This window comes from Pandoraea oxalativorans (genome assembly GCF_000972785.3).
In the GTDB taxonomy this organism is placed as follows: domain Bacteria; phylum Pseudomonadota; class Gammaproteobacteria; order Burkholderiales; family Burkholderiaceae; genus Pandoraea; species Pandoraea oxalativorans.
The window spans coordinates 2787838-2810409 of the sequence record NZ_CP011253.3 but is presented as its reverse complement, the minus strand read 5'-3'; the positions used below and the strand labels follow the sequence as shown (position 1 = coordinate 2810409).

The 22572-nt window shown below is 63.4% G+C and carries 17 protein-coding genes; 16 read left to right on the top strand and 1 reads right to left on the bottom strand.

Annotated elements, in window-relative coordinates; genetic code table 11:
- Positions 1-99 precede the first annotated feature (99 nt).
- Both MB84_RS12490 and MB84_RS12485 read left to right on the top strand, forming a co-directional pair.
- Entirely contained in the window at positions 100-3366 is a 3267-nt protein-coding gene (locus tag MB84_RS12490; protein WP_157122707.1) for a deaminase domain-containing protein, read from the top strand.
- A gap of 164 nt (positions 3367-3530) precedes the next feature.
- Complete coding sequence (locus tag MB84_RS12485) at positions 3531-5267, top strand: ABC transporter ATP-binding protein (RefSeq protein WP_084009753.1); 1737 nt, start codon at positions 3531-3533, stop codon at positions 5265-5267.
- An 86-nt stretch (positions 5268-5353) separates the two neighbouring features.
- Here the strand turns inward: MB84_RS12485 and MB84_RS12480 are convergent, their stop codons facing one another.
- A complete protein-coding gene (locus tag MB84_RS12480; protein WP_046289972.1) occupies positions 5354-6574 on the bottom strand; it encodes an ISL3 family transposase in 1221 nt (406 codons plus the stop codon).
- Between the two features lie 338 nt (positions 6575-6912).
- Between MB84_RS12480 and MB84_RS12475 the strand changes: the two genes are divergently transcribed.
- The 14 genes from MB84_RS12475 (at position 6913) to MB84_RS12410 (ending at position 22571) form a co-directional block, all read left to right on the top strand.
- Positions 6913-7488 (top strand): Pvc16 family protein, encoded by a 576-nt coding sequence (locus MB84_RS12475; RefSeq protein ID WP_046292009.1) that lies wholly within the window; start codon positions 6913-6915, stop codon positions 7486-7488.
- A gap of 14 nt (positions 7489-7502) precedes the next feature.
- Positions 7503-8435, top strand: a complete 933-nt coding sequence (locus tag MB84_RS12470) for a hypothetical protein (protein WP_046292008.1) — start codon at positions 7503-7505, stop codon at positions 8433-8435.
- A gap of 22 nt (positions 8436-8457) precedes the next feature.
- Positions 8458-10212, top strand: a complete 1755-nt coding sequence (locus MB84_RS30960) for a phage tail sheath family protein (protein ID WP_046292007.1) — start codon at positions 8458-8460, stop codon at positions 10210-10212.
- Positions 10213-10345: 133 nt separating this feature from the next.
- Entirely contained in the window at positions 10346-10804 is a 459-nt protein-coding gene (locus MB84_RS12460) for a phage tail protein (protein ID WP_046292006.1), read from the top strand.
- Positions 10805-10956: 152 nt separating this feature from the next.
- Positions 10957-11421: a phage tail protein gene (locus tag MB84_RS12455; RefSeq protein WP_052653264.1), complete on the top strand. Its 465-nt coding sequence runs from the start codon at positions 10957-10959 to the stop codon at positions 11419-11421.
- A gap of 31 nt (positions 11422-11452) precedes the next feature.
- Positions 11453-11647 (top strand): DUF5908 family protein, encoded by a 195-nt coding sequence (locus MB84_RS12450; protein ID WP_046292005.1) that lies wholly within the window; start codon positions 11453-11455, stop codon positions 11645-11647.
- Positions 11648-11650: 3 nt separating this feature from the next.
- Entirely contained in the window at positions 11651-12334 is a 684-nt protein-coding gene (locus tag MB84_RS12445; RefSeq protein WP_046292004.1) for a CIS tube protein, read from the top strand.
- 4 nt (positions 12335-12338) lie between these two features.
- Positions 12339-14129, top strand: coding sequence for a type VI secretion system tip protein VgrG (gene vgrG, locus MB84_RS12440; RefSeq protein WP_046292003.1), 1791 nt, complete (start codon positions 12339-12341; stop codon positions 14127-14129).
- A 49-nt stretch (positions 14130-14178) separates the two neighbouring features.
- Positions 14179-14475, top strand: coding sequence for a PAAR domain-containing protein (locus MB84_RS12435; protein ID WP_240493581.1), 297 nt, complete (start codon positions 14179-14181; stop codon positions 14473-14475).
- 15 nt (positions 14476-14490) lie between these two features.
- Positions 14491-14934 (top strand): GPW/gp25 family protein, encoded by a 444-nt coding sequence (locus tag MB84_RS12430; RefSeq protein WP_046292001.1) that lies wholly within the window; start codon positions 14491-14493, stop codon positions 14932-14934.
- Between the two features lie 60 nt (positions 14935-14994).
- Positions 14995-18840, top strand: a complete 3846-nt coding sequence (locus tag MB84_RS12425) for a baseplate J/gp47 family protein (protein ID WP_046292000.1) — start codon at positions 14995-14997, stop codon at positions 18838-18840.
- Entirely contained in the window at positions 18812-19645 is an 834-nt protein-coding gene (locus MB84_RS12420; protein ID WP_157122706.1) for a hypothetical protein, read from the top strand. Before MB84_RS12425 ends, MB84_RS12420 begins: the two co-directional genes overlap by 29 nt.
- Positions 19642-19992, top strand: a complete 351-nt coding sequence (locus MB84_RS12415) for a hypothetical protein (protein ID WP_046291998.1) — start codon at positions 19642-19644, stop codon at positions 19990-19992. The genes MB84_RS12420 and MB84_RS12415 overlap by 4 nt, the downstream gene beginning before the upstream one ends.
- Complete coding sequence (locus MB84_RS12410) at positions 19989-22571, top strand: hypothetical protein (protein WP_046291997.1); 2583 nt, start codon at positions 19989-19991, stop codon at positions 22569-22571. Before MB84_RS12415 ends, MB84_RS12410 begins: the two co-directional genes overlap by 4 nt.
- Position 22572: the final 1 nt, after the last annotated feature.

Below are 22572 nucleotides of genomic sequence, written 5' to 3'. Positions count from 1 at the left end.
GTGTCGGCGCGATAGCGTTGGTTCCCGTGCCGCGCGCGGCGATCTGTCGTGCCTTCGCACGGCGGCCGCTGGCGGCCCGACGCTCAGGAGAGACGTTCCATGACTCGCATGCACCCATCGACGCCACATCATGCCCATCGTCCCACCACCCACGTACGCGATGCGCCACCGCGCAGGCGCTGCCATGCCCTTGTGCACGATTGGCGTGCCGGGTGCGCATTGCCTCGCCGACATGCGCACAACAGCGCACGCGCACAACGTGGCAACGTCGAGTCGTCGCGTACGACGCATGCCAAAACGCGCAATCAGACGGCCGCCGCCGCTTTCGCCGTGACGCTGCTGGCGGTCGCGAGTGTCGCAAGCGTCGCCAATCTGGCCGCAGCGGGTGCGCCGAGAGGGCCATTCAGCGGTTTGCGGGCGATGGGCAGAAGCCGGACGGCGTCGCCCATCGTCAGCACAGAACGCCCTGTGACACTGGCGCACTCACAGGCCATCGCAGGCATTCGCACGCTGCTGAAGTTGCGCCCTGCACGCGAGCATAACGGCGGTGTTGCCCCGCAATGCCTGCCGTCGCGGAGCCTGTCGGCGATTGGCATTTCGCCAACTGCAGCCGACGGCGACGCTGCGCTGCGCTTGGGACTGTCCGTCTATCGCGAGGACTTGCAGCGGGTCGTCGTCGCCATGATCCGTGATGCCGTGGCCAACGCCGACGCCGACACGCGCGAAGCCTTCGCGAACGCCGAGGTGCTGCGTCCCCGATACATGACGCTACGTGTCGGCCACAAGGGTGCGAAGGGCTGGCCGCCGCCCAGCATCTTCTTCGCGTCGTCCGGCATCACGCTCAACCTGCGCGACGAACAGGGCCGCTGGCGACCCTTCGCGCTCACGCTCGCCGCGCAGGCGCCTGCACTCGTCGTGCCGCTCTCGACCTGCCGGGTGCGTAGTCCGTCCGACGCGGACTGTATCAAGCGAACACTGGGCCCGTTGTTCTGGGGGGATCGCTGGGCGTCGATTGCCGAGAAGATCGACGACACCGACACGTTACGGTTCATATCGATGCGTGCCGGCGCAACGGTGTCGCCGGGATGGCCGTCGCCCGACACGTCCGTGCTTGAATCGCCCGATATGGACGAGGTCGCCGAAATCCTGCTGGAGACGGTGATTCGTGGCGAGCCGTCGAATGAAAGGCTCGGGTCACGTCCCCGGCGAAGTGCGATGAACGACGCGGGCGGCGCGCGGGCACTGGCGACGCGGTTGAGCGCGTCCGGCCTGGAGTGCCTTGCTGCGGTGATCGGTGCGGGCACGCTCGACGACGATGCCGTGGCTTTGCTGCGGCATCTCTGGCCTGCGAGTCCCGTACAGGTTTCCGACGTCGTCGCGCGGCCGCAGCCCCACGCGCTGGCGACGTTCCCGCACGAATCGTTCAGCGGCCCGCTCGGACGTGGCGTGCAATGGATCTTGCCCGCGAACGTCTATGTCGAGTATCGGCCTGACCTCACGCAGAACGGCGTGAAGGTCTTCAACATCGACGGCACGCTGTATGGCACAACCGTTGCGCGCACGCGCAAGCACGCTTCCGACCTGCGTCCGCTAGACCAAATGCGCAATGAACTCGGACCGCTCGCGTTGTGCCGCATTTCGCGCGGCGTCGGCATCGATGTCGACGGCATGTGTCTGGAGTGCCACACGGAGCGGGACGGCGACGTGTCCGTCACAGAGCAGGGGGCGACGGTGGCGCAGCACCAGGTGCTTGAGGCATCGCCGCTGGCGCGTCTACGTGTCGCGGTGTATTCGCAACCGTTCGAAGCAGAGGACGGACGTCGGCAGTTCTTCGCTTTCGGACGTCTGGGCGAATTCGACGCGCAGGGCATCCCCCGGGTGACGTCGAACTCTCCATTGGTGGCGGGTGACGTCTATGCAAGAGAATTGGATGGCGAACTCGGCTACTTCGAGCAGGCGACGACTTCCGGACCGGTGGGCGGACGCCGCGTACGTCTCACGCTCGGAAACATGCATGTCGCGGCGCCATTCGGCACGTATCGCGACCGTCACGAGGTGTTGCACGGCGTGGTGCAGTTGTCGCGTGAGGTCTATTACCGCTTCACGTTGTCCGACGCGGAGGGGGAAGGTGCAGGCGGCATGCCGCAGCGCGTGCGTTTGCAGTATCGCCACGCCGGGAACCGCGATATCCGCGAGTACTGGATCGCACAGCATCATCGCGCGGCGGCGGAGAACGCGAGCGTTCTGCCAACGATCTCCTACGGGGAGACGCGCACACTGTTGCAACTGTATCTGCGCATGTGGGAGCGGGCACCATCGCCGTCCGAGGTGTGGCAGGGTCTGGAGGACATTCCGCTGTCGGTCGCCGACGCCCGCCAGGCGGTGGGGCAGCTTACGCACGCCATCGAGTGGCACGTGGCTTCGGCGAGAGGCGCAGGCGGCGACGAAGTGGACGGTTCCCCCGTGCGCTCATCTCCCGACGTCGATCCTGCATTGCTGCCGGCGTTCAATCGTCTCTGGTCGCATTGGCAGCGCTATCCCGGTCAGGCGGACGCTTTCATTGGCGCCGTGGTACGTGACTTCGTCTCGCGCCCGGCGCCGCTGGCCGTATGGTCGCAACTGCCGTTCACCGCCGACGTGCAAACGACGCGCGATGTCCTCGCCCTGTTCGAGGAGGTCTTCCCCGGCATGCCGGACCTTCAATCGTTGGTCTCGGGCGAGGCCCGGGCCGCGCGTGAGGTCGACAACCATATGCGCCTCGTGTCTCTGAATGCCAACATCGCCCTCGCGGAAGTCACGCTGGCAGATGGCACGCGTACGATCTACTACTGCCTTTCCGGACTCCAGCGGCGTGTGCTGCCGACGAACGCTCCGACGGTGCGATTCGTCGACGCCGGTCGGGCCTATCTGGAACGGGAAAACAACGTCATCACGCAGCAAGGCGACGGTCCGCGCTCGCGAGCGCAGGCGTACCCGACCGAGCCGCCCGAATTACGGTTTGTCGTCGCCGACGCCAACCTGCCGACATTTCACGCGGCGTCCGGCATGGCGAAGTCGCGCACGCTCGACACCGAGCGCCTGATTCTGGCGCAGATCTATGCGGACCATCCGGCGGGCGAGGGCGTCGTTCGCTCCATCGTCATGTGCTCGCGCCTGCCGTTCTGCGACTCTTGTGCGGTAAATCTGGCGATGGTGCCGTATCACTACCCCGATGCGGCGTTGCGCTTCTATTACGTTGCGTCCGGGCCTCTCACCCGGACACCGTCCGAGGAAGCGCCAGCGGTCACGCAGGCTTCGGCGACCGCACTTCCGCCGGACCGAACAGTTGTTCGCGCCAACGACGCACACGTGCATTCGACCCTGTAAGCGCGACGTCTGCGGGTTTTTCCCCTATATTGACCGGTCACGCTGTCGATCGCGGCGTGTGATGCTTTCCCGGGTCGCCAGCACGTGTTGCGGCCCGGCTGCATGACACCTGCATCACGCTTGCATCGCACAGCGATATCTCGGCATTAAGGAGCGAAGAACGCATGACGGCGCCACAGGCTTCCCCGCGCAAACCCGCCATCGGGCTCGGTAGTGCCGCCCGTGATCTTTATCGCGCGCTGTGGCGACATGCGCAGGGTGTGCGCATGCATTTGCTGGGCGCAGCAGGGTTGCTCTCTGCGGCGCAGTTGCTCCGGCTGACCATGCCGTGGCTTGCCGCGCAGGCCATCAATGCGCTTCAGCAGGGCGATATGACGGTCGCGGGACGCTGGATCGTCTACCTCGTCGGCATCTATCTTCTGTCGTGGTTGCTGCATGGCCCGGGGCGAATTCTGGAGCGCAACGTCGGCGTTCGGGTGCGCGTGCGTCTGGCCGATCAGCTGTATGCACGCACTGCCGCCGCGCCGCTGGCGTGGCGAGACGGTCGACATTCGGGCGAGTTGCAGCATCGCATCGTGCAGTCAAGTCGCGCATTGTCGGACTTCGCGCAGAACCAGTTCGGTTATCTGCAAAGCGTCTTCAATTTCGTCGGTCCGCTGGTCGCACTGGCGCTGCTGTCGCGCACCAGCGGTGCGATTGCGGTGACCGGTTACGTTCTCATCGCCATCATCATCCTTCGATTCGACCGTGTGCTGATGCAGCTTGCGCGTGCGGAGAACGATGCGGAGCGTCGCTATGCAGCGGCGCTGCTCGATTTCGTCGGTAACGCGGGCACGGTGATCGGTCTTCGCTTGCAGGCGGCATCGCGCAAACTGCTCGGTCATCGGATGGACGCCGTGATGCCGCTGCGACGCACGGTGACGGTCAACGAGGGGAAGTGGTTCGCCGTCGACATCCTCGGCATGGGCCTCACGTGGATACTCGTCGTGGTCTACGTGCTGCAGTCACGCGAGCCGGGACAGGCGGTGATGCTCGGTACGGTGTTCATGATCTACCAGTATGCGCAACAGGCGGCGACGGTGGTCGGCGCGATGGCGTCGAACTTCCAGAGCTTCGCGCGCATGCACACGGACTACGGCAGCGCCGAGCCGATCTGGGACGCCCCGAGCGATCCGGATGCCGTCGTTGCGGCGGTCATTGCCGACGCACCGTGGCAAACACTGACATTGCGCAACGTCTCGTGGCGCTATGCCGACAATGCGCGCGGCGGGCTGCGTGGCGTCGACCTTACGCTTCGGCGCGGGTCGCGCGTGGCGCTCATCGGTCCCAGCGGCGGTGGCAAAAGCACATTGCTGCGAACGCTGGCTGGTCTGTATCTTCCACAACATGGCGAACTGCTACGCGATGGCAACGTCATCGATTGGTCGGACCTGCGCACATTGGCGACGCTGATTCCCCAGGAAGCCGAAGTGTTCGAGGCCAGCGTCGAAGAGAACCTGACGTTCGGCGAACCCGCCGATGCGCAAGCGCTCCACACCGCCGTGCATGCGGGTGTGTTCGACGATGTGCTGCAACATCTCCCGGATGGTCTGTCGAGCACGCTCAACGAGCGCGGTAGCAATCTCTCCGGCGGTCAGCGCCAACGGCTTGCGCTCTCGCGCGGTGCGTTGGCGGCGCAGGGCAGCTCGCTGTTGCTGCTGGACGAGCCGACGAGCGCACTCGACCCATTGGCCGAAGCGCGCGTGTTCGACCGCATGTATGACGCGTTTCCGACGGCGTGCATCGTGGCGTCCGTGCATCGGCCGAGTCTGCTGAGCCGTTTCGACACTATCGTGGTCATGGAAAGCGGCCGAGTCGTCGATGCCGGTCCGCGAGACGAAGTGCTCGCCCGACGCACGTGATCGCGCGGCGGTAACCCCACGTGCCACGTGGGGGGATGGCGAATGCGCAGCCCGCCGGTCTGATCGCCGACGGGCTTTTTTCAGGTTCATTGAGCATTACCGGGGAAGGCGGCGCGGATTTTGAGGAAGAAGTATTCCTGGTCTCGGTAGCCGTAGGCGCGCCGCTTAATGACCTTGATAGTGTTGTTAATGCCCTCAACGATGCTGGTGTTTAGACGATGTCGGCATCTGGCCAGGATGCCATGCAGATAGCCTTTCAGACGCTGAGCGAAGGTGTTCAAGGGGGCTATTCCGCTTTGCTCGGCCTGCTCGCACCAGTGGTGCCAGGCTTGTTTTGCCCAGGCAGGTCTTCGGTAGAACCAGAGCCGCTTGAGTTCGTCCCTCAGGACATAGACCGTCAGCAGCGGCTGGTTGGCTTGCAGCAATTCGTCGAGCCGGACGGCCTGCTGCCGGTCTAGCTTGTCGCGGTTGCGCAATAACAGCCAGCGGCTCGATTTGATGACCCGGCGCGCGGGACGGTCCTGGCGCAGTTGGTTGGCCTGATCCACGCGCACCCGATCAATGACCTCTCGTCCGTACTTGGCCACGACATGGAACAAGTCATAGACGATCTCCGCCCGTGGGCAGTGGGCCTGGATTTCTAACTCGTAGGCCGTAGTCATGTCGATGGCTACGGCCTTGATGCGTTGGGCGACCCCACGCGGCAATTGCTCGAAGAACGCCCGAGCCGTCTCGCGTGAGCGTCCTGGGCCGATCCACAGCACCTGCCTGCTGATCGGATCGACGACTACCGTCGCGTACCGATGCCCTTTATGCAGGGCGAACTCGTCCATCGCTAAATACTCGATCCTGGACCAATCCGGTTCGCGCACTGACGCTCGGAGCCGGGCCTTGTCCAGCGTCTTGACGGTATGCCAACCCAGCTCGAAGAACCTCGCCACCGCCTGCACGTTGCTCGATTGCAGCAATTGGCTGCAGGCCGCCGCAAGCCGATCCGTCACCCGCTGGTAGCGACCCAGCCAAGTAAGCCGCTCCAGGCGCGGGCCACCGCATTGCTCACACAACAAGCGCCGGCGTGGAACATGAAGAACAACCCGGTACTCAAATAACGGCAGATCTCGCACCCGGCGCACCGTGGTCTCATGGACCTGGCGACATCGTGCGCCGCACTGCTCGCACAGCATCACCTTGGCGGTTGGCTTCAAATAGATCGACAGCGTGCGCCCTGTGCCCTCGGGCCACTCCACGCGTTCGACGGCATAGCCCTGCCAGCCTCCCAGCGACTCCAGCAGCTTGCGATCCAGCATCTCCACGCACTCCTGATGGCAAATTCCTGCCATCAAGAGTACGAAAACTTGTCAAATCCCTCCACGCTATTGCGCGATGAACCTTTTTTCATTGGAAGGCGGTGCAATTCATTACGAATTTTCTCGAGCGCGCTATTCTCCACGCGCTTGTGCTACAGTTCCGCAGCAAAAATCAAAAGCCAACATCCCGGGCGGCGCAAGAACGCTCAGGAATCCAGATCGTCGTGTTTCGCCATACGACACGATGTAAGAAATTTTGCGACACGCCAGTTCCAGTAGTCGAAAGTGCTGTACCGAATCAGATTTTGCAACCGCATTGCGAAAGGGTATCGGGGACCATGATTAACGCTGCTGTGGGGCACCTTGCGGGGCGGCTCAACGAACACTTAAAACAGACGTATACGCTCGACGGCGACATCGTGACGATGTCCGGACTTGTCGACGTGAACGGCCAGGCTGTCGCCAACACCAGCAATCGTCTGGTCGTGATGCTCACGCACATCGAGCGCGACGCCGGTCCGGTGCGCAAGGGCATTCCGGGCGACGCGGGCGCATCGAGCCTGTCGCTCGGCGTGGCACCGTTGTATCTCAATCTCTATGTGATGGTGGCGGCCAATTTCACGGGCGGCCATTACCAGGATTCGCTCAAGCTGATCTCGGCGGCCATCGCATTCTTTCAGCGCAATCCCGTATTCGATCATCGCTCGTCGCCGTCGCTCGATCCGCGCATCGACCGGCTGATGCTCGAGATCGAGAATCTGGATATCCGCGAACTCAGCAACCTCTGGACGATGCTCGGCGGCAAGTATTTGCCGTCCGTGTTGTACAAGGTTCGCCTGATGGCGCCGGATACCGGCGACATTACCGGCACCGTGCCGACCGTGCGTGCGCCGGTTCCGGCGATCAGTCACTGAGCGGACCTGAGGGGATGCCTACCTCTGCTTCCACGCCGGTGGTGCCGGGTTATACACGCCTGTTTACCATCGACGTCACTCACACCTATTGGACGGTGCCGCACCTATGGCTGCGCCATGAAGCCACGCAGGATACCGCCGAGTGGGTTCGCCGTCGCGACCTGCTAGTGCGCCCGCATCGTCAGGGATTGGCGGTCTTCTGCGCTACCGAGCGTCGCGACGTTCTGCTCGACGACCTCCGACGCGGCGACGCAGTGGCAACCTTCAAGTGGTACGCGCAGGACGTCGCATTTTCCCTTTACACGTCGCCGACACCCCCGGTCGCGCAGCAAGGCGCTTCGGTGTGCTTCGTCACCAGCGAAGGGAGCGTGCCCGTCGATGGGCAGACGTCGACACGTCGGTTGCATGCACAGCCTTATGTCGACGCAAGCGACGGCGTGCCCGTCGACGCACCATCGCTCACGCCGTATCTCGCACGCACCGATCGCGTGAATCCGCCGGTGCTCGTCGTCAAGATCGACCTCGCCGATCAGGTGGCGGGCGGCGAGCCGGGAGGCGTCGATTACGTGGCGAATTTCGCCGCCCGAGAGAGTTGCTGGCGTTACTACTACGTGTGTACTGAGGCAGACGAAGGGGCGGACGCGCTGAACATCGTCGATCTGGACGAGAAGGTGAGTTTCGTCACGGCAGGCCGCGAGGCGCGCGCGGGCGGGCGTCACGCCGTGATCTTCGTGAGTGAGCAAGCGATTGCAATGCAGCAGCAATACCCGCAGCGATTTCAGTTGCGGGAACGGGGCCGGTCGGGTGAACGCGTGTTGATCCGGAGACTGCCCAATGCCGACATCGGCAGCCTGACGCAGAAGACGCCGAAGGTGCACAAACCGCAGGACGCTGAACTAGCGGCGCAAAGCCGGGCAGTACTGGTATCCGAGATCTACATCAATTGACATCGATGACCGAGGTGAACACATGGCGCAATACAAAACACCAGGCGTATACGTAGTCGAGCAAAACGCGTTTCCCAATTCCGTGGTCGAAGTCGCCACAGCCGTACCTGCCTTCATCGGCTACACGCAGTTCGCCGATAACAAGGGCACGCCGCTGGCCGGCACGCCGTGGCGTATCAGCTCGATGGCCGAATTCCTCATGTACTTCGGCGGCCCGCCGCCGACGACTTACTCGCTCGACGCGGTGGCCGCAGCGAAGGCACCGGCCAAGCCTGCGGCCGATGCCGCAGCGGGTGATGCCGCCGCTGCACCTGCTGCTGGCGATGCTGCCGCCGCGCCCCCCGCACGTCCTGTCGTCACCGACCTCTTCATCGGTGTGCAGGGCGCGCGCAAGCCGTTCAAGTTCACGCCGCAAGGCATCGAGTACCTGCTGTACTACAGCATGTTGCTTTTCTTCCAGAACGGCGGCGGCCCGTGCTACATCGTGTCGGTCGGCACGTACGATAGCGGCAGCGTCAGCTCCGACGACCTGATCAAGGGCATTCAGTCGCTCGTGAAGGAACAGGAACCGACGATGGTCCTCGTACCCGACGCGGTGCGCCTGTCGCGTCAGGACTGTGCCTCGGTGCAGAAGGAAATGCTCATGCACTGCGGTTACACAATGCGTAATCGCTTTGCGATTCTCGATGTGTTCGGCGGTGCGTGGGACCGTCAGGCGCCGGGCGGCGACTGCATCACCGACTTCCGCGACGACGTCGGTTCCTCCTTCCTCGACTTCGGTGCGGGCTATTACCCGTGGGTCAACACGTCGATCGTGACGGAGAAGGATCTCGACTTCACGAAGCTCTCCAACCTCGACCAACTCCAGGCGCTGATTACGACCGAACTCGATTCGGTGCTCAACCCGCCGGCGCCCGTATCACCGGCCGCGCAAGCCAAGGCCGCACAGGTCAAGTCCGTCCTGGCGAAGCTCACGGGCACAGACGCAGCGAAGACGGGGGCCGCACCGGCGGGTGCAGCGGACGCCGCCGCAGCACCCGCTGCCGAGGGTGACGCAGCCGCCCCTGCGAAGGCGGACGCCACGGCCGCCGCCAAGCCCCCGGCCATGACGAAGGCCGCCATCGCCGATCTGCACAAGACGCTGAGCGTCATCAGTGCGGTCTATGTGCAGGTGCTTCAGGCGCTTCAGAAGAAGATCAACCTGATGCCGCCCGCTGCAGGCATGGCCGGTCTTTACACGCTCGTCGACAACACGCGCGGTGTGTGGAAAGCCCCGGCCAATATCAGCCTGAACGGCGTCGTGTCGCCGTGCGTGAACATCTCGAATGCCGATCAGGAAGACCTGAACGTGCCGACGACCGGCAAGTCCGTCAACGCCATTCGCAGCTTCATCGGCGAAGGCGTGATGGTCTGGGGCGCACGTACGCTCGACGGCAACAGTCTCGACTGGCGCTATCTGAGTGTGCGCCGCACGATGATCATGATCGAAGAGTCGCTGCGCCTCGCGTGCAAGGCCTATGTGTTCGAGCCGAACACGGCCAATACCTGGGTGACGATCAAGAGCATGGTGCGCAACTTCCTCACCAGCGTGTGGAAGCGCGGCGGGCTGGCGGGCGCGAGCCCGGACGATGCCTTCCAGGTCTTCGTGGGCCTGGGCGAGACGATGACCGGCGAGGACATCCTTGAAGGCATGCTCAAGGTGACGGTGCTGGTGGCGGTGAGCCGTCCGGCCGAATTCATCGAGCTGACGTTCCAGCAGCAGATGCAGAAGTCCTGAGCGCGCTCGGGCGCGATCCGCTTGGCCGGACGATAGCCGCTGCGCACAGAGGCGATCGACAGGTGTCGATAGATGCGCGAAACGTGGGCACGGTCCGGCATTTTCCGCATGCAATCAATAGACGAGGTGTGTGATGGCAGACGATGGTTCGAAACAATCCACCACGGTTTGGCCCCTTCCCAAGTTCTACTTTCAGGTGAAGTGGGACTCGCAGGTCATGTCGTTTCAGGAAGTGAGCGGCCTGGACGTGCAGTCCGAAGAAATCAAATACCGTCATGGCGATAGCCCCGAGTTCGCCGTGATCAAAATGCCGGGCATGAAGAAGTACGGCAACGTAACCATGAAGAAGGGCGTGTTCAAGTCCGATAACAAGTTCTGGGACTGGTTCAACCAGATCAAGATGAACACGATCAAGCGGGTGCCGGTGACGATCAGCCTGCTCGACGAAGCCGGCAAGCCGACGATGGTCTGGACGCTCGCCAACGCGTGGCCGACCAAGATCACGGGCACCGATCTGAAGTCCGAAGGTAACGAAGTCGCCATTGAGACCATCGAGATCGTGCACGAAGGGCTGACCATCGCCAATAGCTGACGCGCGCGTGCCGCACTGGTGCGCTCGCCTGGCGGGCCGCCAGCGCCGACCGTCGTCGTGCATGTCCGGGGGATGCGTTCGACGCCGCTCGTGCGCATTTTTCCCCATTTTTCCGATTGTCCCTGCCGTTCCGATTACCAAGCGTGTGCGCTATGCCGTCATCGCCGTTCGATCTCTACCCACCGTCAGCCTTTCATTTTCGCGTGATGTTCGCGTCCACCGCTGGCGCGATGGATGCTTCGTTTCGCGATGTGTCGGGTATCGCGACTGAACTTGATACGGAAGCGGTGCCCGAGGGCGGCGAGAACCGCTTCGTGCATACGTTGCCGAAGGGCGTCAAGCATCCGCATCTGGAGCTCAAGCGGGGGATCGCTTCAATGACGTCGCCCTTGGTGATGTGGTGCCGGTCGGTGTTCGAGGGCGAGTTCATCGTGCCGATCCGGCCGCAGTCGCTGATGGTGCAGTTGCTCGACGAATTGCACCTGCCGATTCGCATCTGGACGTTCGCGAACGCTTTTCCGGTGAAGTGGGAAATCGAGAGTTTCGGTTCGACGAAAAACGAAGTGGCCATCGAGAAGATCGTACTGAGCTACACCTACTCGAACCGCATGGCGTAAAGACAAGTCAAGCGTACAAGGGGATTCGCCGATGCCAATCGAAATCGGTCATCTGAGCATCAAATCGACGGTCGTGCAGCGTGCCTCCGACACCATCGGCGCACTGACGGCGCCGACCGACGAGCCGGGCGTGTCGCGTAGCTTCGACGAACAGGCGCGAGCCGATTTGCTCGCCGAATGCCGTTCGCTGGTGCTCGACCTGCTCGAACGGGCGAAGGAGCGCTAAACCGTGGCATCCAGTCTCACCCGTCGCAAGTTCAGCATTGCGCCGTGCACCGTGTCGGGCGGCCAGATCGCCGTGGAAAACAGTCGCACGCCGTTCGAGGCGCTGATCAATCCGGTCGGCTACAAGCGCAAGCTGAGCATCGAGTACAACAAGAAGCAGACGCTCGGACAGCCGAGCGCGACGCCGCGCTTTAGCGCCGTGCGTCCGGAGACCATCAGCATCGACAACCTGGTGCTCGACAGTACCGGCGTGGTGGAGGGCACCGGCTCGCGCAGCGTAAAAGACATGATCGACGCCATGCTGGCGGTGATCTACAAGTACGACGGCAAGAAACACGAGCCGAATTACGTGCGTCTGTTGTGGGGCACGTTCATTTTCTTTGGACGTGTCGAGTCCATCGGGCTCGACTACACGATGTTCAAGCCCACCGGCGAGCCGCTGCGCGCCCGCGTGTCGCTGGGCGTCGTGGGCTGGGTGAGCGCAACCGAGAGTTCGCTGCGTGCGAATCTCAGCTCACCGGACCTGAGTCACCTCGTGGAAGTCACGGCGGGCGACACGCTGCCGCTGCTGTGCAACCGCATCTATAACGATCCCTCGTATTACCGGGAAGTTGCGCGTATCAACAATCTGACCGGATTTCGCAAGCTGGAGCCGGGCATGATGCTGCGCTTCCCGCCGCTGGTCTGACGCTATGGCCGACTCTCCCGCACTGAACACCAGCGGCGTGCTCAAGCTGACGATCACCAGCAACGGCGCGCCCCTTGCCGATACGATCCGCGTAATTTCGGTCGATATCGAGCGCGCCGTCGGGCGCATATGTCAGGCCCGCATCGAGATCCTCGACGGCGATATGCCCGACAACGACTTTCCGGTGAGCGACATGGACACGTTTGCGCCCGGCGCGGCCATCGTGATCAGCGCCGGCTACGGATCGAATGCCACCCAGATTTTCGACGGCGTGCTGATCCGTCACAGCATCCGTATCACGGGCGGCAACGAAGCCCGGCTCGTGCTGGAATGCCGCCACAAGGCCGTGAAGATGACGATTGGCAGTTACAACGCCAACTACATCGACATGAAGGACAGCGACATCATCAGCCAGTTGATCGGCAAGGCGGGGGCGACGTCCGACGTCGCTGCGACTACCACCCAGCACAAGGAAATCGTGCAGTTCTACAGCACGGACTGGGACTTTATGCTGCTCAGGGCCGAGGCAAACGGCGCGCTGGTCATCGCCGACGACGACGGCAAGATCTCGGTGAAAGCGCCGCAAACCAGCGCAGCCGCCGTGTTGAAAGTGACTTACGGCATAGATCTCATGTCATTCTCGGCCGACATCGATGCGCGCACGCAATTGCAGAGCGTCGTGGCCGCGGCGTGGGACCCGTCCACGCAGGCGATGGTGCAGCAAACGGCGGGGGCTGCGTCGCTCTACGAGCAGGGCAACTTAAGCGCATCGACGCTGGCGAGCGTCGCAGGGCCCGCCACGTTCCGTCTGCAATCGACGGTGCCGGTGCCGTCCGACGATCTCAAGTCCTGGAGCGACGCGACGCAAATGCGCGCCGCACTCGCCCGCATTCGCGGACACATGTCGTTTCAGGGCAGCGCGTTGGCCAAGCCCGGCACGATGATCGAGGTTGACGGCGTAGGCAAACGCTTCAGCGGCAGCGTGTTCGTGAGCGCCGTGCAGCATCGTATTGTCGACGGCAACTGGATCTCCGAAGTTGACTTCGGCATGTCGCCGGAGCGGTTCTCCGAGCGCCGGGGGGCGGGGGACGTCATGGCGTCGGGTCTTGTGCCGGGTGTCGGCGGCTTGCAGATTGGCGTCGTCACGAAGCTCGACGCCGACCCCGAAAGCCAGTACCGGATTCAGGTTGCGGTGCAGGTATTGCAGGCGGAGACAGTCGGTGTCTGGGCGCGGCTCGCGAGCTTCTACGGTTCGTCGGGTGTCGGAGCGTTTTTCATCCCGGAGATCGGCGACGAGGTCATTCTGGGATACCTCAACGGCGACCCGTCTTATCCCGTGGTGCTGGGTAGCGTCTACAGCAGTCAGCACAAAATGCCTTATGAGCTGAGCGCCGAGAACTTCACCAAAGCGTTCTGGACGAAGGGCCTGCTCAAGGTCATCTTCGACGACGACAAGAAGGTCATTACGCTCGTCACGCCGCAGAAGAACACGATCGAGATGAGCGACGACGCCAAGTCGATCTGCCTGACCGATCAGAACGACAACAAAATCCAGATGACACCGGACGGCATCACCCTCGACAGTCCCAAGGACATCGTCATCAACGCGAAGGGCAAGGTCAGCATCAGCGCGGTGGGAAATATCGAGCAGACCGCGCAGGCAGACATCAAGAGTCAGGCGCTCAACATTACCAGCACTGCGAACGTCGGCTTCACGGCCAAAGGATCGGCCACGGCCGAGCTTTCTGCCAGCGGTCAGACGACCGTCAAGGGCGCGCTCGTGATGATCAATTGATCCGCGCCTCACGCGGCAGGAAAACGACACAGGAGATAACGACATGCCCATGGCCGCCAGACTGACCGACATGCACACCTGCCCGATGCAGACACCCGCCGTGCCTGCGCCGATCCCGCACGTCGGCGGTCCGATCATCGGTCCGTGCGTGCCCACGGTGCTGGTCGGCAAGCTGCCTGCCGCCGTGGTCACGGACAACTGCATTTGCGTCGGTCCGCCGGACAGCATCGTCATGGGCTCGACGACTGTGATGATTGGGGGAAAACCGGCCGCGCGCGTGGGCGACACGTGCGCGCACGGTGGCGCAATCGTGATGGGATGTCCCACCGTGATGATCGGCGGCTGAGCGCGGGAGGCACGTTTGAGCACAGATAAATCGTTTCTCGGCACCGGCTGGGCGTTTCCGCCGCGCTTCGGCGACAGCGCGGGCAGCGGCCGCACGCAGATGGTCGAAGCCGAGGCCGATATTCGCGAAAGCCTCGGCATCATCCTGTCCACGGTGCCGGGCGAGCGCATCATGCAGCCGACGTTCGGCTGCGGCATCAAGGCGTACGTCTTCGAAGAAATCAGCGAAAGCGTGATGACCGAGATGCGCGACGCCATCGACCGGGCGATTCTGTTTTTCGAGCCACGCGTCACGGTGGAGCGCATCGAGATCGACGCGTCGAACGCGATGGAAGGGCGCGTCGATGTGCTGATCGATTACACGGTGCGTGCCACGAATACCCGCAGCAACATGGTCTACCCGTTCTATTTCCTCGAAGGCACCAATGTGCCGACGGCGCAGATCGAGCCGCAGCGATAAATCGGCCCGATGTCCCGATAACAAGAAACGTCACGATCCGCGCAACGACAACACGAACCGATGCACAACCTCATCATTCGAGATGGCACCAGTCAGGCGATGCGGGCGCTGCCCCCGTTGCAGGACGGGTATTTCCATCTCGACGAGATGACGTTTCACGAATTGCTCGATGTCGTGGTCGAGTTCGCGGCACTGGTGCGCTTTCATAACGCCGAGGACAAGCCTGATGGCGATTGGTCGCCGTTCTTCCGGGCCGACGAAACCGTCGTCATGAGTCGCATTCTGGCGTTCGATTTGTCGCGCGAGACGGAGCGGTTCGCGCAGTGGTGGCGCGACACCCCGGAATATGACGGCGTGCGCGGCAACGGTGCGGGCATTCGCGCGATGATCGGCGCGTCGCCGGTGCCGGAACTCGTCGCCACGCTCAACGGCTGGTACGTGGCGCTCTCGCAAGCGCAGACGGACAACGGACTGGCGCTGCGCACCGTGCTGCGGGCAGTCATCATGCAACTGAGCCGACGGGCTTCCGGCGTGCCGGACGTGATCGAATCGATGTCGTTGCGCGAACCGCTCGACCCCGTCTGGTCCGAAGCGGAACGCTCGCCCCATGCGCCTGCGGGCACCACCGCTGCGCCTGAACCTGACACTGTGCCGGGCAAGGCCGACGTGCGCGCGGATTTTCACGCGTACATGAAAGCCATCGAGATGGTGCGCAACGAGGCGCTGGCCCGCTTGCCTGCGTCGCTCCAGAGCGGTCATCACGATCCGGCCGTCGGCTTGCTGATCGCGTTCGTCAAACAGTTCGAAAAGCTCCAGAACAAGCTCAACGGGTACACGCAGAAGTTCATCGATTTCTACTACGAACGCATGCTCGGCAGCACGCCGCGCGGCGTGGTGCCCGATCGGACGTGGCTGGTATTGCGTCGCAATCCCGACGCCCGGGACGTCACGGTCCCCGCAGGGACGGCATTTCCTGCCGGGATCGACGCGCACGGTCAAGACATCGTCTACGAGTCGGAAGACGAACTGCGCGTGAGCGGTGCGCGCGTGAGTCGTGTGCAGACGCTGTATCTCGACCACAACGGCTACAGCATGCCGGAGAATCTGCTGGCGGAGGATCCGGACAACGGTGCGACGGGGCGCAAGTGGCCCACAGCGGCGTGGTTCGAAGACGTGCCGTGTGGGCCACCCGGTGTCGAACACCCGCATGCCTGGCCGGTGCTTGGCGCGCCGAAGCCCGGTGCGGGTAACAGTCCGCATAGTGCCGCGCGTGTCGGCTTTGCGCTGGCGAGTAAGGTGCTATTGCTCAAGGAGGGCGAGCGCGTCATCCGGCTGACGATTACGTTTGCCGATGAGCGGCTGGTCACGCAACTCGGGCACATTGCCGACGCCGTATTCAATACGCCGGTCGAAGGTGCTCGCCTGAACGTTGACGGCAGCGACCAAGGACGAGAGGCGGCGAACGATAACCACCTGCGCCGTCAGGATCTTTACCTCAAGATTCTGCGCAGCTTGTTCTCCGTCTCACTGACCGGAGAGAAGGGGTGGATCGATATTGCGGGCTACGTACCGGGACTGCTGGGCAACCAGATGACGCTCAGCTTCGTGCTTGCGCCGGAGGCCCCGTCGGTCGTGCGATATTCGCCGGTGCTGCACGGTGAGAATTTCGACGTCGACACGCCGCTCGTGCGCTGCGTCATCAATCCCGGCGCGTATCTGTTCCCGTATGGTTTGCTGCGCAATCTGCCCGTGACCGGCGCGCAAATCGACGTCGACGCGCATGGCTGTCGCGATCTGGTGCTTTACAACAACATTGGCCAACTCAGCGCGGCAACCCCCTTTGCGCCGTTCGGACCGCTTCCGCGACTGGGGAGCTATCTCGTGGCGGGCAGCACGGAAATGGCGTCCAAGCGCATCACGCGCTTCGGCCTTCGTATCGAGTGGGCGGACCTGCCGCGTGCGACCGGGGGCTTCGGCACATGGTACGACGGCTACGACGTGCGTCTCACGAACGAAGACTACGTGGCGTCGGTCGAGGTGCTGGCCAAGGGCGGATGGTTGCCCGCCGGGGACGCGCCGCGCCCCGTCGTACCGCTCTTTCACACGCGGGTCACACCCAGCAAGGGCGAGCGCATCGACAACGCCATCGTATGGGAGGCGGGTTCGCTCGCGCATCTCTTCGAGCCGGACGAGGGCGTCAGTCCCGCGCATCCGCTCACGTGGGGGCCAGGGGCGAAGAACGGCTTTTTCAAGTTCACGTTTGCTGCGCCCGCATTCGCTTTCGGGCACGACGCGTACCCGCAGGTACTGTCGTCGACGATGCTCGCCAACTCGCGCAAGCGTATGTGGCGCAGACAGCGCCCGATGCCGCGCGCCCCGTACACGCCTATCGTCAACACCCTCTCGTTCGATTACAGCGCGACGGGGGCGATCAGCGTCGACCGGATTGCGAATCGGGACGAAGACGGCCGCTTTCTGCATCTGTTCCCGTGCGGATGGGAATCGCTCGACATGACGAGCTATCCCGCCCCCGAGCTACTCCCTCGCTTCGAAGATGCGGGCAACCTCTACATCGGCATCGATGCGAACGACCTCGGCGACACGCTGACGTTGCTGTTCCAGCTTCGCGAAGACTCCCGGCCGGTGACGGGGGCTGCGGACGACGCCAGCGACAACGCACGGCCGACAGGCTTGCGCTGGAGCTACCTCAGCAACAACGTCTGGAAGCCGCTCGCGCTTCGCGACGTCCTCACGGACGGTACGCACAAGCTCATGACCTCGGGCATCGTGACGTTGCGAGTGCCGGACGATATCGGCAACCGCAACACCGTCATGCCCGACGGACTGTACTGGCTGCGCGTGAGCGCCAATCGCGACATGGAGAAGTATTGCAGCCTTTACGCCGTTCATGCGCAAGCCCTTCAGGTTCGGCGCGGGTCTGATGTGCCGCCGGAAGTGCCGATGGTCCTGCCAGCGGGGACCATCGTGCGCAGCCGACGTCCGCTGCCGGGCATCGTGTCCGTCGTGCAACCGCTGCCGTCGTGCGGTGGCCGGGCACAGGAGACGCGCGAACAGATGCGTACGCGTGTGAGCGAACGGTTGCGCCACAAGCAGCGTGCGGTCACGCCTGCCGACTTCGAGTCGATGATTCTCGAGGCGTTTGCCGAAGTCTACAAAGTGAAGTGTTTCGCAAACCTGTCGACCCGGCACGGACCGGTCGATTGCGTTCGCCCGGGGCAGGCGCTCGTGGTGCCGCTGCCGTACTGGCCCGCGACGAAGGACGGCGAGCAGATGCCGATGCTCGACGGCAACGTCGTCCAGCAGATCGCCGAGTTTGCGAATGCGTTGTCTTCGCCCTGGGCGAGTGTTTCCGTCGAGAACCCGGTCTACGAACGCATTCAGGTGCGCTGCAAGGTGCGCTTCGCCGATCGCGCCGGAAACGGCCACTACCTTGCGCTGCTCGACGCGGCGATTTCGCGCTACCTCACGCCGTGGCAGGACGACGTGGGCTACCGCACGCACTTCGGGTGGTGCATCCGCCAGCACGATCTCGAAGCGTACATCGGCGCGTTGCCCTATGTGCAATACGTCTCGGGCTTTTCGATGCTGCGCATCGCGACGGTCGTCACGGACGCCGATGCGACGGCGGCAGCGGGCACCGACATGCAGACCTTCACGCTGTTCGACACCGCTCGGCGCTCGAACGGTGCCGCCGCGCCGCAGACGGACATCGTTCCGCTGTATCCGTGGAGCATTGCGATCCCGGTGGCGCATCACGCCATCGAAGCCGTTGACGACGACACGGATTACGAGGGCGTGCCGACCACGCTCAGTCAGTTGGAAATCGGCACCACCTTCATTATTTCGGATGACGACCATGAACGGAAAACCGATCGCCCGGCGTAACCGGGATACCTTGCGGCGTAAGTTCGGCAACGGCGAGATGCCGTCGGCCACGGCCTTCTCCGAACTGATCGACTCCATGCTCAACATCGTGGACGAGGGGTTCGACAAGACCCCGGTCGATGGCCTGAAGGTCTCCCAACTCAATCAAGGCAAGTTGCTCAGCTTCTATCAGAACATCGACCTGAAGAGCCCCATCTGGACGATCCAGCTCGACAGCGAAGCGGGCGGACTGGCGTTTGGCAACCCCGACAACCCCAACGCGCTCACCTTGCGACAGTTGGGCAACAAGCCTGTGCGTGACACGGTATCGGGGGCGGCGCAGGGCGCGCCAGCGGCTGCTCCCACTTTCGAATTGGACGTGGCCGGGCGCGTGGTCGCCGACGGACGTCGCGGACGCCCGGGCGCGCGCAGCGTGCAGGCCGACGGCAAGTGGCACGACATCACCGACCCGCTCACAGGATGTCAGGCGTTCGAGATCACCGCCGGTGTCGGCAAACGCGGCAGCGGCAAGTTTGCGCTGATGCATGCCTATGCGGTGATGGCCTACAACGGCAAAGGGGATATCGACTACCGTCAGTCCCATTTCGGCAGCAAGTGCAATCGTCTTCAATTGCAATGGGTCGATGCACCCGACGGCGCGAAGCATAGCTATGTGCTGCAAATGCGCGTCGGCTGTCCGTACGACTCGACGCGGGATGCCGCCGGTGCGCCCAAGACCTGGGTGACGTATTACCTCACCACGCTGTGGTTCGATCCCGACATGACGGGCAGCGCCACCGACCCGGAACCCAAGGGGGCGCAATGACCCACGAGAACGCACGTGCCACGCCCGCAACGGTGGACATCGTCATCGGCACCGACGACGCGCAACTGCTGATGACCGCGCTGGGTGAACTGCCGTTCAAACGTGTCTTCGAACTGATCGGCGCGTTGAATCGCCAAGCCAACGCCGTCGCCCCGGGGGCACCGGTCGTCTGTGCGCTCGACGCGTCGGGCTTCGCGCTCATCGTCGAAGCGCTCGGACATCTGCCGTATCACCGCGTGCATGGGTTGATCGACGATCTGAAGGCGCAACTGCATGCCGCGAGGCATGCGTTTGGCAGCGCGGCGGCAGAAAGTGCGGGCCGTAGGCCAGGGGCGAGGGTGCAATGAACGCCCCGGAGTCCATTGCCCGCTTTGCGCCCGATCCTCAGGGGCTAGATTTCGATGCGCTGCGTCGCGCCGGGATTGCGACGTTGCAAGCGCTGTGCGGCGATCGCTGGACCGATTACAACCTGCACGACCCGGGCGTCACGATCCTCGAACAGCTGTGCTATGCGATCACGGAACTTGGTTATCGCTCGGACTTTCCGGCCGAGGACTACCTGACCGACGCCGACGGACAGATCGATTACCGGCATCACGCGCTGCATCCGGCGGACGAGATTTTTCCGAGCGAAGTCCTGACGTTCGAGGACTATCGCAAGGTGCTTTACGACACGATCCCCGAGTTGGAAGACGTCTGGCTGACGCGTGACGAACGCCCGGGGAGCACCGGCCAGCCCGCGCACGGCTTGTGCCGCATCGCCATCAAACTGAACGATGCATTGCACGACAGTGCCGACGAGGCGTCGCTCGCGCAGATCGAAGCCGCCGCGTGTGAGCGGGTGCGGCAAGTCTTTCACGCGCACCGGAATCTCGGGGAAGACCTGTCGGACGTGAGCGTCGTGCCGGTTCAGCCGGTGTATCTGAGCGGCGATATTCAGATTCACAGCGAGCGCGACCCGGCGTCCATCTTCGCGGACCTCTTCTTCCAATGTGCGCGTGCCGTGCATTCGGGATTTCGCATCGAACGGTATGTGAAGGCGTCCGAAGCCGGTGTGACGCTCGACACGTTGTTCGCCGGACCCCGAACGGTGCACGGATACGTCGCCAGCACGGGCGCGCAGGCGCAGGGCGCACCGGTGGCGGTGGCACGTCTCGTCGGTTTGGTGCAAGCGGTGGACGGCGTGGCCCACGTGCAACGTCTTGCGCTGTGTACCGCCGATGGAACGCCCGTGAGCGGCGACAGTTTGACGGGCGCGTCCGGCACCGTATTGCGCCTGCGGTTTCCCAGCGACACGCAGAGCAATTTCCTGCGACTGCATTTCGCCAGCGGGAAGGCAGGGAGTGGTTCGCATGCGTTGACCTCCGCCAGCGATCATCGACGTGAAGAAAAGTCGCGGGTCGTGCTCGAGGACGCCCGCGTCGCGCTTGCCAAGGCGCGCTTCGAGTTCGATACGCTGCGCAATACCGCGCAGTCACTGACGACCGTGGTACCCGCGCCGACTGGCCAGTCGCGCGAGTTGCGCGAGTACTTCTCGATTCAGCATCATTTTCCGGCGATCTACGGCATCAATCGCTTCGGCGTGCCGCCCACGGCGCCGCTGGAGAACCGTGTCAGTGCGCACCAGTTGAAGGCCTATCTGTATCTGGCCGAACAACTGATGGCGAACTATCTCGAGAACCTGCAATCGGTCGGGCGCCTGTTCTCGGTCGATGCGCTGTACGAGACCTATTTTTCGCAGCGGATCGACAACGAGGCGTTGCCGGACATCGAGGCGTTCTATACCGACGCACCTGACGGCGTCCGCAGCCAGTTGGCCCGGATCGTCTCGCGCAAGGACCGCGCGCAAGACCGTCGCAGTCGGCTGCTCGACGTGCTGCTGGCCATGTACGGCGAGACATACTCCCAGAAGTCCCTGCGTCGATTCGACGATTATCAGGATGTGCACGGCGCGCGCTGGCTGATCGATAACAAGCTGGATTTTCTGCGTCATATTGCGACGCTTTCGCGGGATCGGGCGTCGGCGTTCGATATCACGGCGGCGGGTGTTCGTGCGGACGGACGGCCCAACGTGGCTGGCGTATACGCGAAGATCTCGATCCTGCTGGGCTTGCCTGCCGAGCCCCCCGGTGCACCGCTGAGCGATGCGCTCACGCGCTGGCATCTGCGGTTGCAGGGGGATCGCACGGCGACGAAGGAGAGCTATGAGTTCGCGGCGGCGCGTCTGATCGTGCTCAAGTCTCAGGGCGAGCCTGAGGTGCGCCCGACCGGGGCGCAGGCGCAGCCCGGCGACACGTTGCCTGGCAGACTGCTCGTGCATGGCGTGCGTCTGGAGAATTACATCCTCCGACAGCACGATGACGCGGTGCACGTCCATTTCCGCACACACGATGCGCGTCTTGGCGGCGACGCGCCCGGCGAAGTGCTGCTCGCGCGATTTCATGGCGACGACGCGGTGACTTACGCCGGACGCTATGTCGAAATTCTCCGCGAATTTCTCTGCACGCTGAATCAGGCATCCGAGGGCTTCTATCTGGTCGAGCATGTGCTGTTGCGGCCCAGGCGTAGCGGTGCGACGCGCGACGGAACGACGGCAGAAGCCGACGCGCAGGTGCACGAAGCCGAGTCGTTTTTCAACGCACGGGTGAGCGTAGTCTTCCCCGCGTGGACGTCGCGATTCAGCGATCCGGATTTCCGCCAGTTGGCGCAGGAGACGGTGTGCCGCAATTTGCCAGCGCACCTACTGCCAGAGTTTCACTGGATGGATTACGTGTCCATGCGCGACTTCGAGCATCGATACGGACTCTGGCGCGCAAGGCTGCGGGAGCGGGCAGCCACACCGGACCGGCTTGACGCCGCGAGCGCCAGCTTGCGCACGCTGTTGATGCGACGCCGCCGTGCGCACGACCTGACGTTGTGGGTGTAGC

Bases quoted from the DNA above. Each gene is read 5' to 3' on its own strand.
- MB84_RS12450 (WP_046292005.1), top strand. From the start codon at position 11,453: ATGCCAATCGAAATCGGTCATCTGAGCATCAAATCGACGGTCGTGCAG.
- MB84_RS12470 (WP_046292008.1), top strand. From the start codon at position 7,503: ATGCCTACCTCTGCTTCCACGCCGGTGGTGCCGGGTTATACACGCCTG.
- MB84_RS30960 (WP_046292007.1), top strand. From the start codon at position 8,458: ATGGCGCAATACAAAACACCAGGCGTATACGTAGTCGAGCAAAACGCG.
- MB84_RS12480 (WP_046289972.1), bottom strand. From the start codon at position 6,574: ATGCTGGATCGCAAGCTGCTGGAGTCGCTGGGAGGCTGGCAGGGCTAT.
- MB84_RS12425 (WP_046292000.1), top strand. From the start codon at position 14,995: ATGCACAACCTCATCATTCGAGATGGCACCAGTCAGGCGATGCGGGCG.
- MB84_RS12455 (WP_052653264.1), top strand. From the start codon at position 10,957: ATGCCGTCATCGCCGTTCGATCTCTACCCACCGTCAGCCTTTCATTTT.
- MB84_RS12435 (WP_240493581.1), top strand. From the start codon at position 14,179: ATGGCCGCCAGACTGACCGACATGCACACCTGCCCGATGCAGACACCC.
- MB84_RS12460 (WP_046292006.1), top strand. From the start codon at position 10,346: ATGGCAGACGATGGTTCGAAACAATCCACCACGGTTTGGCCCCTTCCC.
- MB84_RS12475 (WP_046292009.1), top strand. From the start codon at position 6,913: ATGATTAACGCTGCTGTGGGGCACCTTGCGGGGCGGCTCAACGAACAC.
- vgrG (WP_046292003.1), top strand. From the start codon at position 12,339: ATGGCCGACTCTCCCGCACTGAACACCAGCGGCGTGCTCAAGCTGACG.
- MB84_RS12420 (WP_157122706.1), top strand. From the start codon at position 18,812: ATGAACGGAAAACCGATCGCCCGGCGTAACCGGGATACCTTGCGGCGT.
- MB84_RS12490 (WP_157122707.1), top strand. From the start codon at position 100: ATGACTCGCATGCACCCATCGACGCCACATCATGCCCATCGTCCCACC.
- MB84_RS12410 (WP_046291997.1), top strand. From the start codon at position 19,989: ATGAACGCCCCGGAGTCCATTGCCCGCTTTGCGCCCGATCCTCAGGGG.
- MB84_RS12485 (WP_084009753.1), top strand. From the start codon at position 3,531: ATGACGGCGCCACAGGCTTCCCCGCGCAAACCCGCCATCGGGCTCGGT.
- MB84_RS12415 (WP_046291998.1), top strand. From the start codon at position 19,642: ATGACCCACGAGAACGCACGTGCCACGCCCGCAACGGTGGACATCGTC.